Genomic DNA, 14,271 nt, shown 5'->3' on the forward strand with positions numbered 1-14,271 from the left:
GCGCGGCGCCGTTTGCGCGCGCCGCGGGTGGCGCACTTTTCGGACGCTGCCGGCCCGGGGCCGGGGCGTCCGTAGTGCGTGTAGGGTAGGTTGTGTCGTTTTTCGTTGCTTAACGCTCGGATATTTCATGCTTGGTAATTTAAAAGTTCGCACCTGCATCATCCTGGTGCTGTTGCTCTTCACGGGCGCCATGTTCATTTCGAACGGTGTGGCGTGGATGGGGTTGAATTCCGGCAGCGACAAGCTGGCGCAGGTCAACGAGGCCTATGCCAATCAGGCGACGCAACTGCAGCGTGCCTACAGCACCTTCCTGCGCGGCCGTCTATTGCTTGCCAATTCGCTGATGGACATGCAGCAGGGCAAGACCGAACAATCGACGTCGCAAGCCAAGCGTGCCGATGCGCTCATGGCCGATGGTCAAAAGCTGTTCGACTCGTTCCGCAAGGCGCCGCGCATGGCAGGCTCCGAAGACCTCGTCGCCAAGCTGGACGCCGCCTACAAGCAGTTCGACGACGTCTACCGCCGGCAGGCCGCCGCGCTGGCGAACCTGGCCATCCAGGACTACCTGGATCTGAACGACGCCGGCGGTGCAGCCAACACCGCGTTCCGCGAGGCCGTCAACAACGTGCTGCAGTTCACGGACACGCGCACCGACGAGCTCATCGCGCAGGCGGAAGCCGATCACAACATTTCGCGCATGGTGACCATTGTGATGCTGGCCATCGCTCTGGTGCTGGCGCTGGGCTGCTGGATCTTCATCAACCGCACCGTGCTGCGTCCGCTGCATGAAGCGGGCGACCACTTCGAGAAGATTTCCGCTGGCGATTTCACCGGCCGTATCGAAGTGCGCAGCACCAACGAAATCGGTCACCTGTTTGGCGCCATCAAGCGCATGCAGGAAAGCCTGACCCGCACGGTGGCCTCGGTGCGCCGTGGCGTGGAAGAAATCAATCTGGGCGCGCGTGAAATTTCCGCGGGCAACACGGACCTGTCCAGCCGCACGGAGCAGCAGGCTGCTTCGCTGGAAGAGACCGCGGCCTCGATGGAAGAGCTGGCCTCGACCGTGAAGCAGAACGCGGACAACGCCCGCCAGGCCAATCAGCTGGCGGCGAGCGCGTCTGACGTGGCCGAGCGCGGTGGTTCGGCCGTGTCGGAAGTGGTCAACACGATGCAGGAGATCTCGGCCAGCTCGCGCAAGATCTCGGAGATCGTGTCTGTCATTGACGGCATTGCGTTCCAGACCAACATTCTTGCGCTGAACGCGGCGGTGGAAGCTGCACGTGCCGGCGAACAGGGCAAGGGCTTTGCCGTGGTGGCAGGCGAAGTGCGCTCGCTGGCGCAGCGCAGCGCCCAGGCCGCCAAGGAAATCAAGGGCCTGATCGAGGACTCGGTGTCCAAGGTCGGCGCGGGTTCGCAGCAGGTCGAACGCGCCGGTTCCACGATGCAGGAAATCGTGTCCTCGGTGAAGCGCGTGACGGACATCATGGGCGAGATCTCGGCGGCGTCGGAGGAGCAATCCAGCGGCATCGACCAGGTGAACCGCGCCGTGTCGCAGATGGACGAAGTGACGCAGCAGAACGCGGCGCTGGTGGAAGAGGCTGCGGCCGCCGCCGGCTCGCTGCAGGAGCAGGCGCAGCGCCTGGCCGAAGCGGTGTCGGTGTTCAAGATCAACGCCGGCGAAGTCATCGAAGTGCCCGCGCGCCAGCTGGCGCAGCAACGCAGCGCGCCGCTGGTGTCCGCGCCCAAGCCCGCGCAAGAAGCTGCCGCCGCGCCCGCCGCGCAGCCCGAGCCCTCCGCCAAGGCCGCGCCCGCGCCGGCACCCCGTCTGACCCAGGTTGCCCGGCCCAAGCCGGCGGGCGCGACCGCCGCGCGCCCGCTGCGCCGGCCGGCCACGCGCGCCGCGGATGCCGCGGACGTTGCCGCGGCGGCGCCCAAGCCCGCCTCGCGCCGTCCGCCGCCCTCGGATGACGATTGGGAGTCCTTCTGACGGATCCGTTCCGCCAGTGCATTGAACAGGCAGTAGAGAAAATCCCTTTTACGTGCTGACGGCCAGGAACGCGCCGCCAGCACGATTACCGGAACTACGTAAATGTTTAGCAATCTGAAGGTGCGCACCGGCTTGATGCTGGCCCAATTGGCAGTCGCCTTGGCCGCGCTCGTTGCCATTGTGCTGGGTTGGAACAGCATGCAGTCCAATGCCCGGGCGATCAACACCTTGGATTCCCTGAGCGTCCAGCAGAGCAATCTGATCAAGGACTCGTACACGCAGATGCTGCGCGCCACCGTGCGCGCCGACATCGCCGCCGCTCAGCGCGCCGCCGGCGACGCGAGCGGCGCCGCCGAAAACTCCCGCATCGTCCAGCAGCTGATCGCGGACGCCAAGAAGAAGATGGATACCTTCAAGGCGATTCCGAAGACGACCGAGATCGGCCGGAAGTCCGAAGGCGACCTGCTGTCCGCTTTCACCGGCTTTGCCGACTCCCTGGAAGGCATGATGGCCGCCCTGGACAAGGGCGACGCCGCGACCTACCTGTCGCTCAAGAATACGAAGGCGGGCGCCGCCAGCGGTCTTTTCTTCAAGCAGCTCACGGACTTTGCCGCCAACATCAACAATTTCAGCGAAGAGATGGTGAAGTCGTCGCGCGCACAGGCCTCGACGATGACCTTCGTCTACATCGGCCTGGCCGTGCTGATTCTGGTGGTGTCGCTGGGCGCGTTCCTGTTCATGAATCGGGTCGTGCTGCGTCCGCTGCGCGCCGTGGGCGAAAGCTTCGACAAGATCGCCGCGGGCGACCTGACCGTACGCGTGGACGTCAACTCCACCAACGAAATCGGCGCCCTGATGGCCGCCGTCAAGCGCATGCAGGAAAGCCTGGCGCGCACCGTGTCGGCGGTGCGCCGCGGCGTGGATGAAATCAACGTCGGTTCGCGTGAAATCTCGGCGGGCAACACGGACCTGTCCAGCCGCACGGAAGAGCAGGCCGCTTCGCTGGAAGAGACCGCCGCGTCGATGGAGCAGCTGGCCTCGACCGTGAAGCAGAACGCGGACAACGCGCGCCAGGCCAACCAGTTGGCGGCCAGCGCGTCGGACGTGGCCGAGCGCGGCGGTTCGGCCGTGTCGGAAGTGGTCAGCACCATGGAAGGAATTTCGGCCAGCTCGCGCAAGATCTCGGAAATCGTGTCGGTCATCGACGGCATTGCGTTCCAGACCAACATCCTGGCGCTGAACGCCGCGGTGGAAGCCGCGCGTGCGGGTGAGCAGGGCAAGGGCTTTGCGGTGGTGGCGGGCGAAGTGCGCTCGCTGGCGCAGCGCAGCGCCCAGGCCGCCAAGGAAATCAAGAGCCTGATCGAGGATTCGGTGTCCAAGGTCGGCGCCGGTTCGCAGCAGGTCGAACGCGCCGGCGCGACGATGCAGGAGATCGTCGCTTCCGTGAAACGCGTGACGGACATCATGGGCGAGATCTCGGCGGCCTCGGACGAGCAGTCCAGCGGCATCGACCAGGTCAACCGCGCCGTCGCGCAGATGGATGAAGTGACGCAGCAGAACGCGGCGCTGGTGGAAGAGGCCGCCGCCGCGGCGGGCTCGCTGCAGGATCAGGCGCAGCGCCTGGCCGAAGCGGTGGCCGTGTTCAAGATCAATGCAGGCGAAGTCATCGAAGTGCCGGCGCGCCAGTTGGCGCAGCAGCATCGGCCGGCTGCCCGCGTGGCCGCACCGGCGCCCGAGCCCGAGGTGGCGCCGCCACCCGCCGCGCCGGCCGCCAAGCCAGCCGCCGCCGTGCGCCTGACACACACCGCCCGAGCCAAGCCGGAACCGGCCGCCGGCGCCTCGGCAACGCGCCCGCCGCGCAAGCCCGCGGCGACGCGTCCGGCGCCCGCGGCAAAGGACGTTTCGAAGCCCGCGCCAGCACCGGCTGCAAGCCGGCGGCAGGCGCCTTCGGACGACGATTGGGAATCTTTCTGACGCCGGCGCCGCCGGCAAATAGGCAGGGTATGCGAGGTTATCTACATCTTCTGGCGGCGGCCGCGATTGCGGCCCTTGTCGCTGGCTGTGCGGCAACGGGTCACAACTTCGACCCGAGCAAGCTGTCGACCCTGACGCCGGGGCAGACGACCATGGAAGAGGCCGCGCGCGCGCTGACCGCCCCGCCTGCCCAACAATTCAAACAGAGCGACGGCACCGTGCTGGCGCTCTGGTTCCACAAAATCACCTTTGTCACCGACGGCCTGTACAGCCGTAAGGAAGCGCTGCTGCAGTTCGGCCCCGATGGCCGGCTGATGCGGCTCGTCGACAGCACCAATATTCTGCTGGAACCTTGGGAACGCCAGAAGTTGCTGGGGCCTGCCCCCGCGCCTGCCTTGACGCAGGACTGGGCACAACCTGCGATGGAACCCGAGGTGCAAACGATCTACATTCCGGGCCCGGGTGAACCGGCCGGTCTGGCGCCGCAGGGCAAGTAGCCCTGCAGTTCGGCAGAAGACATCGGGCGTCACATGCCCGGTGTTCGTCGCCCTGAGTGCATCCCCTGTGTAACAGGGCATGTCCACAGGGTGGTTTTTCATTTGGTCAGAGCAGTTCCTGAGGGATGGGGAAATAAATGGAAGCGAGTCTCGAATCCGGTGGTAAAGCCGGCAAGGCCGGCAAGAAAAAAGCCGCGCGCGCACCCAAGGTCAAGCGCAAACTGAGGCTGCGCGATGCGCGCGTTGGCACGATGCTGCTGTGGGTGATGGCGTTTTTCGCGTTGCTGATCGCGGCGGTGGGCGGCCTGGCCGCGTACTTCCTGCAGAGCAACTATGAATCGATCCGCGAGGTCAACGCGCTGACGGCGCGGGCCAAGCAGGTCGAGATCATCAACAGCGACATGCTGCGCGCCCGCGTGAGCCTGATGGTGGCCGCGCGCCACCTGCAGGAATCCGGCTGGGGCAGCGGCGAGAACTCCGCGCGTGACGCGGCCGCTTCGCTCAAGGGCGCGACGGACCTGTTGACGGGTGTGCGCAGCCGCTTCGCCGATTTCCAGAAGAACATGCTCGAGGACGACACTGGCCGCCAGTTGTCGATGAACCTTGTGCGCCGCTATCGCTCGTACATCGACGACGGCGTGGACACGATGGTCGAAGCCCTGCGCAGCGAAGACTATTCGACGTTCTACATGGTGAACAACGAATACGGCACGCCTCGCAGCGCCGCCTTCATCGAGGCGATCAGCCAGTTCGACAAGTACATCGCCGACCAGCAGCGTGAAACGATCGAACAGGCCGAGGCCAATTTCAACCTGGCCATGATCGCCGTCGGCATTGCGGTTGCGCTGGCGCTGCTGCTGATGGTGCTTGCCCGCATCCTGTTCGGCCGCCTGGTGGTGCGCCCCTTGGTCGAAGCCGGTCAGCACTTTGACAAGATTGCCGCGGGCGACCTGACGGGCCGCGTGGAAGTGCGTTCGCACAACGAGATCGGCCAGCTGTTCGCCGCGCTCAAGCGCATGCAGGAAAGCCTGACGCGCACCGTGTCGACGGTGCGCCGTGGCGTTGACGAGATCACCGTCGGTTCGCGTGAAATCTCGGCCGGCAACACGGACCTGTCCAGCCGCACGGAAGAGCAGGCGGCGTCGCTCGAAGAGACCGCTGCGTCGATGGAAGAGCTGGCCTCGACCGTCAAGCAGAACGCGGACAACGCCCGCCAGGCCAACCAGCTGGCGGCCAGCGCGTCGGATGTGGCAGAGCGCGGCGGTTCGGCGGTGTCGGAAGTGGTCAATACCATGGAAGGCATTTCGGCCAGCTCGCGCAAGATCTCGGAAATCGTGTCGGTCATTGACGGCATCGCGTTCCAGACCAACATCCTGGCGCTGAATGCCGCGGTGGAAGCCGCGCGTGCGGGCGAGCAGGGCAAGGGTTTTGCAGTGGTGGCGGGCGAAGTGCGCTCGCTGGCGCAGCGCAGCGCCCAGGCCGCCAAGGAGATCAAGGGCCTGATCGAGGACTCGGTGTCAAAGGTCGGCGCGGGTTCGCAGCAGGTGCAACGCGCCGGCGCGACGATGCAGGAGATCGTGGCCTCGGTGAAGCGCGTGACCGACATCATGGGCGAGATCTCGGCGGCGTCCGAGGAGCAGTCCAGCGGTATCGACCAGGTCAACCGCGCCGTGTCGCAGATGGACGAAGTGACGCAGCAGAACGCGGCGCTGGTGGAAGAGGCTGCCGCCGCCGCCGGCTCGCTGCAGGAACAGGCGCAGCGCCTGGCCGAAGCGGTTGCCGTGTTCAAGATCAATGCTGGCGAAGTGATTGAAGTGCCGGCGCACCAGCTGGGCGGGTATGCCGCGCCGTCGCTGAACTGATCGTCGTTATCCCGGGCCGCGCCCGATCCTGCAGATGCGGGATCGGGCGCGGCTTTTTTGTAGGCCAGCGATCCGCGGATGCGCTTGTTTCATATCGGACGGCTATACGTGCGTTGATGAAAATCATAAGCACGTTAAGTTTTCCGCTTTATGACCGTAAACAATGTCAACGCCTGAATTTTCAGGGCGAAAACAGAGTAATCAACGGTGGCCGGGGGATCGGACGCCAGCTGGAGACAAACCATGCGTGTCAATCTGCCCGTCACCAATGTGGAAACCAAGCTGCGCGAGGACCAGTACCTGATCTCGCGCACGGACACCAAGGGCCGCATCGTCTATGCCAACCCGGCCTTTGTCGAGGTCAGCGGCTTCACCCGCGAAGAGCTCATCGGCAAGGCGCACAACATCGTGCGCCATCCCGACATGCCGCCGGAGGCCTACGCGGATCTCTGGGAGACCCTGGAAGCCGGGGAATCCTGGCTCGGCGTGGTCAAGAACCGCCGCAAGGATGGCGGCTACTACTGGGTGCTGGCCAATGCCACGCCCATCGTCGAGAACGGCGAAGTCGTGGCCTATTCGTCCGTGCGCGTGCAGCCGTCGGAAGAACAGATCGAGATGGCCGAAGCGCTGTACGCGCGCATGCGCGAGGGCACGGCCAAGGGCGTGCGCATCCTGCACGGCCGGCCCGTGCGCGCCGGCTGGCGCAGCGGCCTGGACCTGCTGGCGTTCCCGTTTCGGCCTGGCGTGCGCAGCCGCATGCTGCGCCACGCCACGCTGTCGTCGGCCATCGTCGGCGCCGCGGGCGCGTATGGCCTGCATGCCAATTGGCCCAGCCTGAGCCCGTTGGGCGCGGCGCTGGGTTGTGGCGCGATCGGGCTGGGCATCGTCGCCATCTACGCGATGGGCTGGAGCCTGTCGCGTTCGCTGCTGGACCCGATGCGAGACGCGGCGAACATGGCACGTCAGGTGGCCGCGGGCAACCTGACCACGCAGATCGTGCCGGAATCGGATGACGAGGTGGGCAGCCTGAAGTTTTCGCTGGAGGTCATGCGCAAGAGCCTGATCGGCATTGCCCAAGACGTCTATCGCGGCATCGAGGGCACGACGCACGCCGCGGTGGACATCGCCCGGGGCAACCAGGAACTGGCCGGCCGCACGGAAGGGCAGGCGGCGTCGCTGCAGCAGACGGCCGCCAGCATGCAGCAACTGACGTCCACCGTGCGCCAGAACGCCGACAATGCGCGGCAGGCCAACGATCTGGCCGCCAGCAGCATGGACGTGGCGCGGCGCGGCGGCGTGGCCGTCGGACAGGTGGTCAACACCATGCACGGCATCTCGGACAGCTCGCGCAAGATCGCCGACATCGTCACCATCATCGAAGGCATCGCCTTCCAGACCAACATCCTGGCGCTGAACGCCGCGGTGGAAGCCGCCCGGGCCGGCGAGTCCGGCAAGGGCTTCGCGGTGGTCGCGGGCGAAGTGCGCAGCCTGGCGCAAAAGAGCGCCCAGGCCGCCAAGGAAGTGAAGACGCTGATCGAGGACTCGGTGGACCGCGTGACCGAAGGCTCGGCGCAGGCGGAGCAGGCTGGCGCGACCATGCAGGAGATCGTGGATGCCGTTCACCGCGTCACGGACATCATCGGCGAGATCTCGCGCGCCTCGCAGGAACAGTCAACCGGCATCGAACAGGTGGATACCGCGGTCTCGCAAATGGACGTGATGACCGTGCAGAACACGGCACTCGTGCAGGAACTGGGCGGCGCGGTGACGCAGCTGGGCAATCAGTCGGGCGCGCTGCGCGAGACCATCCGCGTCTTCCGCGTGGTGGGACAGCACTGATCGAGTTGCGGGCGGAGGGCGGCGGGGCCGGGGCCCGCGGTCACGCCCGATTGCAGGCCTGCTGGCGGCGGGCGGTTACCGCCCAGCCAGCGCATCCACCACACGGCTCATCGCCGTCAGCCCCGATTCGAACAACGACTCCAGGAACGGCCCGGCGTGGGGCAGCACGATCGCCAGGATCGTCACGCCGACGATGAGCGTGACGGGAAAGCCCACCGCAAACACGGAAAGCTGCTGGGCGGCGCGGTTCAGGATGCCCATGGCCAGGTTGATGGTGAGCAGGGCGCAAATCAGCGGCAGCGCCAGCAACAGCCCAGACACGAAGATCGTCTTGCCCCATTCCACGACTGCGCCCCAGCCGTTCTGGTGCAGCTGGATCATGGCGATGGGCAGGGTGTCGAATGACCGCACAAGCGCCGCCAGCACCAGCAGATGCCCATCCAGCGCCAGGAAGGTCAGCATCGCGACGATGTTGAAAATGCGCGACAGCACGGCGGTGTTGGCGCCCGAGCTGGGGTCGAAGAACGAGGCGAACGACAGGCCCATCTGCAGGCCCACGAATTCACCAGCCGTCTGCACCGCTGCGAATACGATGCGCATGGTGAACCCCATGGCGATGCCGATCAGCACCTGCTGCATCACCATCCAGAGGCCGGCGTAGGAACCGGGTGCGACGGGTGGCATGGGATCCAGGGCCGGGCTGATCGCCACGGCCAGGACGAACGACAGTCCCACCTTGACCTTGACGGGGATCAGCGATTCGGAGAAGAGCGGCGCGGTGCCCACGAGCGCGAGAATACGCACGAACGGCCAGAGGAACTGGCCGACCCAGCCGTTCAGCTGCTCGAGCGTAAAAGAGAACATGGCGTCGCAACCCGTGTCCGGCGGCCGGCGCCGCTCAGGACACCAGCATGGGGATCTGGCCGATGAGCTGCCGGATGTAGTCGACCATGACGCCGATCAGCCAGGGGCCCAGCAGCACCAGCACGCCGCACATGGCCAGCAGCTTCGGAATGAACGACAACGTCATTTCGTTGATCTGCGTGGCGGCCTGGAAGATGCTGATGACCAGACCCACGACCAGCGTGACGAGCAGAAGGGGACCGGCCATCGCCAGGACGATCTTCATCGCCTGGTAGGTCATGGTCATGACGGTTTCAGCGGTCATGGCGATCTCCTTGCGGCGTTACTGGTAGAAGCTCTGGGCCAGCGAGCCCATGAGCAGGTTCCAGCCGTCGGCCAGCACGAACAGCATCAGCTTGAAGGGCAGCGCCACGGTGACGGGCGGCACCATCATCATGCCCAGCGCCATCAGGACGCTGGCAACCACCAGGTCGATGATGAGGAAGGGAATGAAGATCGTGAAGCCGATCTGGAAGGCGGTCTTCAGTTCGCTGGTGATGAAGGCCGGCACCAGGATGCGCATCGGCACCTGCGAGGGGTCTTCCAGCGCGGGCTGCTTGGCCAGGTTGGCAAAGAGCGCCAGGTCGTTCTCGCGCGTCTGGTGCAGCATGAAGGTGCGCAGCGGATTCGCGGCGCGTTCGACCGCGGCCTCGAACTGGATCGTGCCTTCGGACAAGGGCTTGTAGGCGTCGGTGTAGATCTTGTCGAACACCGGCGACATCGTATAGAAGGTCAGGAACAGCGCCAGGCCGATCAGCACGTGGTTGGGCGGCGACATGGCCGTGCCCATCGCGCTGCGCAACAGGCCCAACACGATGATGATGCGCGTGAAGCCCGTCATCATCAGCAGCGCCGCCGGCAGGAACGACAGCGACGTCATCAGCAGCATGGTCTGCATGCTGAGCGAGTAGGTCTGCGAGCCATTCGCGCCCGGCGTGGCCGTCAGCGCGGGCAGCGTGGCCTGCGCCACCACGCCGGCCGGGAAAAAGGCCAGGCCCAGCACCGCGGCGGCGGCCAGCATGGGCAGCGCGCGCTGGGCGGCGCGGGCGGTAGTCGTGCGGGTAGGCAAACTCATGGGTATCGCTTGATTCGCGCCGGGGCGTTGAGCCCTAGCGGCGCTTGAGTGCCTGGCCCAGCTTGGCCGCGAAGGCGGCCGTGGGCAGAGGCGAACCCTCCGGCAACTGGCCGGCGGGCAGGGTATGCAGGGTGGTGAGCTGGTTCGGGCCAACGCCCACCACCAGCCAGGTGTCTTCGATCTCGACGACGACGACGCTTTGGCGCGGACCGACCGGCATGCTGGCAACCTGGCGCAGCACGTTGCCGCCGCCGCGCTGGACCAGTCCGGCGCGCTTGGCAAGCCACGCCGCGGCCAGGATGGCGGCCACCACCAGCACAAGGCCGATGATGACGCGCAGCAGGGCAGGTTCGGTCATGGCGCCAGGGGTCAACGACGGTTGTTCAAGCGGTTGATCCGCTCGGACGGGGTGATGATGTCGGTCAGGCGGATGCCGTACTTTTCTTCGACGACCACGACTTCGCCTTGGGCGATCAGGTAGCCGTTGACGAAGATGTCCATCGGTTCGCCGGCCAGGCCGTCCAGTTCCACCACCGAACCCTGGCCCAGCTGGAGCAGGTTCTTGATGGTCAGGCGGGTGCGGCCAAGCTCAACCGTCAGCTGGACGGGAACGTCCATGATCAGGTCGATGTCGGTGCCTTGGCCGGACGTGGCGCCGGCCAGCGGCTTGAACACGGACGCGGCGGCCGAGGCCGTGGCGGCCGGCGCCGCGGCGGGAGCCGGGGCCGGGGCGGCGGCGGGTGCCGTGGCAGCGGGCGCAGCGGGCGCGGCAGCCTGTTCGGCCATCGCGGCGGCCCAGTCGTCCTGCGGCTTCAGACCGTCGGCTTGCGTGGGCGGGTTGGCGCGGGATTGTTCGGCGAGCGCGTCGGCCCAGTCGTCGGCCGGGGACGAGCCAGTGCCGGGCTCGTTCTTGTCAGTCATGGTCAGAGGCCTCGTTGGGTTCTGTATCGTGGGTAAACAGGTTTTGTACGCGCAGGGCGTATTGGCCGTTGAAGACGCCGTAGCCGCATTCCATCAGCGGCACGCCGTCGACGTGGGCGATGACGGTTTCAGGCACGTCGACCGGAAGGACGTCGCCGACCTTCAGGCTCATCAGTTCGCGGATCGACGACGGGATGCGGGCAAATTCCGCGACCACGTCGATGTCCGCGCTGCGCACCTGGCGGGAAAGCTGCTGCGACCAGCGCTGATCCACTTCCTCGAGCGTCGTTTCCTGCAGCGGGCGCGTCAGCAGATCGCGCACCGGCTCGATCATGGAGTAGGGCAGGCAGATGTTCAGGTCGCCGCCGGTCGCGCCGAATTCGATGTGGAACGAGGAGACCACCACCACTTCGTTGTTGCCGGTGATGCTGGCGAACTTGGTGTGCATCTCCGAGCGGACGTATTCGAACTCGATCGGGTAGACGGGGTCCCAGGACTTGCCGTAGCTTTCCAGGGTCAGGTTGAGCAGGCGCCGGATGATGCGCTGTTCGGTGGTGGTGAAGTCCCGGCCTTCGACGCGCGTGTGGTAGCGGCCATCGCCGCCGAACAGGCTGTCGATGACCAGGAACACCAGGTTCGGGTCGTACGTAAAAAGCGCCGTGCCGCGCAGCGGCTTCATCTGAATCATGTTCAGATTGCTGGGAACCGGCAGGTTGCGCTCGAAGTCCGCGTACTTCTGGATCTTGATCGAGCCGACGGTGATGTCGGCGCTGCGGCGCATGAAGTTCAACAGCACGTTGCGCATGTTGCGCGCAAACCGCTCGTTGATGAGCTCCAGCGTCTGCATGCGGCGGCGCACGACACGCTCTGGCGAGCTCAGGTCGTAGGCACGCGCACCGCCGTTCTGGCCGTCGGATTCCTTTTTACTATCGCTCTCGCCGGTGACGCCGGCTAGCAGCGCATCGACTTCGTCCTGCGAAAGAAATGCCTCGTAGGCCATGCTTATTGCACCACGAACGCCGTGAACAGCACGTCGGTCACGTACTGGCCGTCAGGCAGGGGCGAGAAGGGGCGGTTCACCGCCTGCTTGATGGCCGTGATCATGTCGGTCTTGCCTTGCTGCGTCTGCACCGCGGTGGGCGATTGCGACGACAGCACCATCAGGATGCGGCTGCGCACTTCGGGCATGTACTTTTCCAGGCGCGTGCGGGTCTGTTCGTCGCTCACGCGCAGGGTCAGGCCGACGTGCATGATGCGTTCCGTGTCCGCGTTCTGCAGCGTGACGGTGAAGGCTTCGATCGGCACGAAGATCGGCGCGGGCACGGCGATCGGGGTGGCAGACGGCGCGACGAAGGTCGTCGGCGTGGCCTGCGGGCCTTGGCCGGGCTGGCCTTGCACGCCGCCGGCCTGGCCGGGCTGACCCGGCTGGCCGGGTTGGCCGCCAGGCACCTGGCCCACGCCAAGCTGCACCGGAGCGCCGCCTTGCGGTTGCTGCAGACGCTGCGTGATGAACCAGGTCGCGCCGGCGCTGGCCGCGGCAACCAGCAGCAGCACCAGGATCGCCAGCAGCGGCCGAAGGATGCGGCCAATACCGCCGGAGGACTTCGCGTCGCGTGCCGGCGCGGGAATGGGTTTGATTGTCGCCATCTGGAGTTCGATGCGTGTTTGCCGCTGGTGAAAACGGATTCTTAGTGGATGAAAGCATTCTGCCCGAATTCACGCCGCCGCTTGGAGGCGAAAAACAGGGCGAAAGCCGCGTATCTCAAGCTATTGCTGCACTGCCCGCATCCGTTGCCGGACACGGGCCGCCGGATCATTACGCGAACGTGTCGACCAATGCGTTGGCGTTGCGCGACGCCGTCACTGCGGGCAGCGCGGCATCTGCCCCGCTGTCAGCCACGGCGACGCCGCCGCCTTGCTGACGCTGCGAGCCGTTGCCGTTCTGTTGCGCGAATTCCTGCTGCGCGGCTTGTTCACCGACGCTGGTCTGGCCCAGCGAGATGCCGGCCTGGGCGAGCGCCTGCTGCAACTGCGGAATGGCGACTTCGATCGCCTGGCGTACCGACGCATGCGCCGACACGAACGAGGCGCTGGCCACGCCGTCCGCCAGGTTCAGGCTGACGCGCAGCGGACCGAGGTCCGGCGGATCCAGCCGCAGTTCGGCGGTCTGCATGCCCTGGCGCACGTTGTTGCTCATCATGACCATCTGCTGGCCAAGTTCGGTGCCCCAGTGGGTGGCGCCGACCGGCGTGGCCACTTGCATGACGACGGGAACGATGGGCTGTGCGATGGCGGCCTGATTGACGACCGGCAGCGCCTGGCGCTGCGCGGCGGCGGCCAGCGCGTGGGCCAGCGCTTCCTGCGGATTGGCGCCATGCTGCGGCGCCTGGAATTGCGGGGCCGAGCCGGCCAGCAGGTCGGGCTGCTCTTCGTCGGCAACGTGGGCGGGCAGCGCCGGAGCGGCGTCCTTCTGGTCGGCGGGCACGTCGCGCGCGACGCGCGGCAGCGGCAGGTCCAGGGCGGCCTTCGGGGCGTCGGCCTTGACCGTTGCCTTGGCGTCGACGGGCGCCTGGGCAACCGGCGCCGAGCCCGGCTTGACGGCGGCAGTGACGACCGGCAGCGCGGCTTCGGCTTCGCGAGCGATCTGCGCGGCGGCGGCCTGCGCCTGACCGGCGGTCGCGGCTGCCGGTGTCTGCTGCGCGGCCTGCGGCGCCAGCGTGTCGGCGGCGTTCAGCGCGGCCGTCAGCACGGCGGCGCCCTGATTCATGGCGGTGGCGGTGGCAGCCGCATTGCCGCGCGCGAGCTGCACCTGCTCGGCGGCCTGGGCCGCAATCTCCAGTGCCTGTTGCGGCAGGTCAGAGGCGGCCACCGGCTGTTGTGCGGCGACGGCGAGCGCGCCGGCTTCGGCCTGGGCAGCGGTCTGCACCGCATCATTGATGGCGCCGGCGGCTGCGCCTTCGGCCGTGCTGGCCGGATCGCTGGCTTTGCCGTCCTTGGACGGCGTCTTGCTGTTGCCGTTCGCGGGCCGTGCGTCGGCGGACTGATTGGGCTGCTGCTGCGCCGGACGCTTTTGCGCCAGCACGTCCGAAAACGAGGGGCCTTTATCTTTCTTGTCCGCGGCAGCCGGTTTGGCGCCGAGCGCGTCGTTGGGCGACGTCGGGGCGGCCGGTGCGAGCAAGGTCAAGGGCAGGGGAGCGGTCATCTGGGGCTTCC

The 14,271-nt window shown here is 66.5% G+C and carries 13 protein-coding genes; 5 read left to right on the forward strand and 8 right to left on the reverse strand.

All coding sequences use genetic code 11. From position 1 onward, the window contains the following. Positions 1-127 precede the first annotated feature (127 nt). The 5 genes from MHZ91_RS10750 to MHZ91_RS10770 all read left to right on the forward strand — a co-directional run bounded on the left by MHZ91_RS10750 (position 128) and on the right by MHZ91_RS10770 (position 8,159). On the forward strand, positions 128-1,987 hold the full coding sequence (locus MHZ91_RS10750; RefSeq protein ID WP_239213573.1) for a methyl-accepting chemotaxis protein: 1,860 nt from the start codon (positions 128-130) through the stop codon (positions 1,985-1,987). Between the two features lie 102 nt (positions 1,988-2,089). Beyond that, positions 2,090-3,961 (forward strand): methyl-accepting chemotaxis protein, encoded by a 1,872-nt coding sequence (locus MHZ91_RS10755; RefSeq protein ID WP_239213574.1) that lies wholly within the window; start codon positions 2,090-2,092, stop codon positions 3,959-3,961. A 29-nt stretch (positions 3,962-3,990) separates the two neighbouring features. Further along, positions 3,991-4,458: a hypothetical protein gene (locus MHZ91_RS10760; protein WP_175139214.1), complete on the forward strand. Its 468-nt coding sequence runs from the start codon at positions 3,991-3,993 to the stop codon at positions 4,456-4,458. Between the two features lie 137 nt (positions 4,459-4,595). After that, positions 4,596-6,320, forward strand: a complete 1,725-nt coding sequence (locus MHZ91_RS10765) for a methyl-accepting chemotaxis protein (RefSeq protein ID WP_191578093.1) — start codon at positions 4,596-4,598, stop codon at positions 6,318-6,320. Between the two features lie 243 nt (positions 6,321-6,563). Further along, positions 6,564-8,159: a PAS domain-containing methyl-accepting chemotaxis protein gene (locus MHZ91_RS10770; RefSeq protein WP_175126267.1), complete on the forward strand. Its 1,596-nt coding sequence runs from the start codon at positions 6,564-6,566 to the stop codon at positions 8,157-8,159. A gap of 75 nt (positions 8,160-8,234) precedes the next feature. Here the strand turns inward: MHZ91_RS10770 and fliR are convergent, their stop codons facing one another. From fliR to MHZ91_RS10810, 8 genes are all read right to left on the reverse strand, one after another. Continuing rightward, on the reverse strand, positions 8,235-9,023 hold the full coding sequence (gene fliR, locus MHZ91_RS10775) for a flagellar biosynthetic protein FliR (protein WP_175126266.1): 789 nt from the start codon (positions 9,021-9,023) through the stop codon (positions 8,235-8,237). 34 nt (positions 9,024-9,057) lie between these two features. Then, positions 9,058-9,327 carry a flagellar biosynthesis protein FliQ gene (fliQ, locus tag MHZ91_RS10780; RefSeq protein WP_008163193.1) on the reverse strand — a complete coding sequence of 90 codons (270 nt, stop codon included), beginning with the start codon at positions 9,325-9,327 and terminating at the stop codon, positions 9,058-9,060. An 18-nt stretch (positions 9,328-9,345) separates the two neighbouring features. Next, positions 9,346-10,137: a flagellar type III secretion system pore protein FliP gene (gene fliP, locus MHZ91_RS10785; RefSeq protein WP_370633024.1), complete on the reverse strand. Its 792-nt coding sequence runs from the start codon at positions 10,135-10,137 to the stop codon at positions 9,346-9,348. Between the two features lie 34 nt (positions 10,138-10,171). Further along, positions 10,172-10,495, reverse strand: a complete 324-nt coding sequence (fliO, locus tag MHZ91_RS10790; RefSeq protein ID WP_056570231.1) for a flagellar biosynthetic protein FliO — start codon at positions 10,493-10,495, stop codon at positions 10,172-10,174. 11 nt (positions 10,496-10,506) lie between these two features. Beyond that, entirely contained in the window at positions 10,507-11,058 is a 552-nt protein-coding gene (gene fliN, locus MHZ91_RS10795; RefSeq protein ID WP_239213575.1) for a flagellar motor switch protein FliN, read from the reverse strand. Beyond that, positions 11,051-12,058, reverse strand: a complete 1,008-nt coding sequence (fliM, locus tag MHZ91_RS10800) for a flagellar motor switch protein FliM (protein ID WP_175126262.1) — start codon at positions 12,056-12,058, stop codon at positions 11,051-11,053. The genes fliN and fliM overlap by 8 nt, the downstream gene beginning before the upstream one ends. A gap of 2 nt (positions 12,059-12,060) precedes the next feature. Beyond that, positions 12,061-12,705 (reverse strand): flagellar basal body-associated protein FliL, encoded by a 645-nt coding sequence (gene fliL, locus MHZ91_RS10805; protein WP_175126261.1) that lies wholly within the window; start codon positions 12,703-12,705, stop codon positions 12,061-12,063. Between the two features lie 169 nt (positions 12,706-12,874). Next, positions 12,875-14,260, reverse strand: coding sequence for a flagellar hook-length control protein FliK (locus MHZ91_RS10810; RefSeq protein ID WP_239213576.1), 1,386 nt, complete (start codon positions 14,258-14,260; stop codon positions 12,875-12,877). Positions 14,261-14,271: the final 11 nt, after the last annotated feature.

It is taken from the genome of Achromobacter sp. ACRQX, from assembly GCF_022346505.1.
Lineage (GTDB): Bacteria > Pseudomonadota > Gammaproteobacteria > Burkholderiales > Burkholderiaceae_B > Achromobacter > Achromobacter animicus.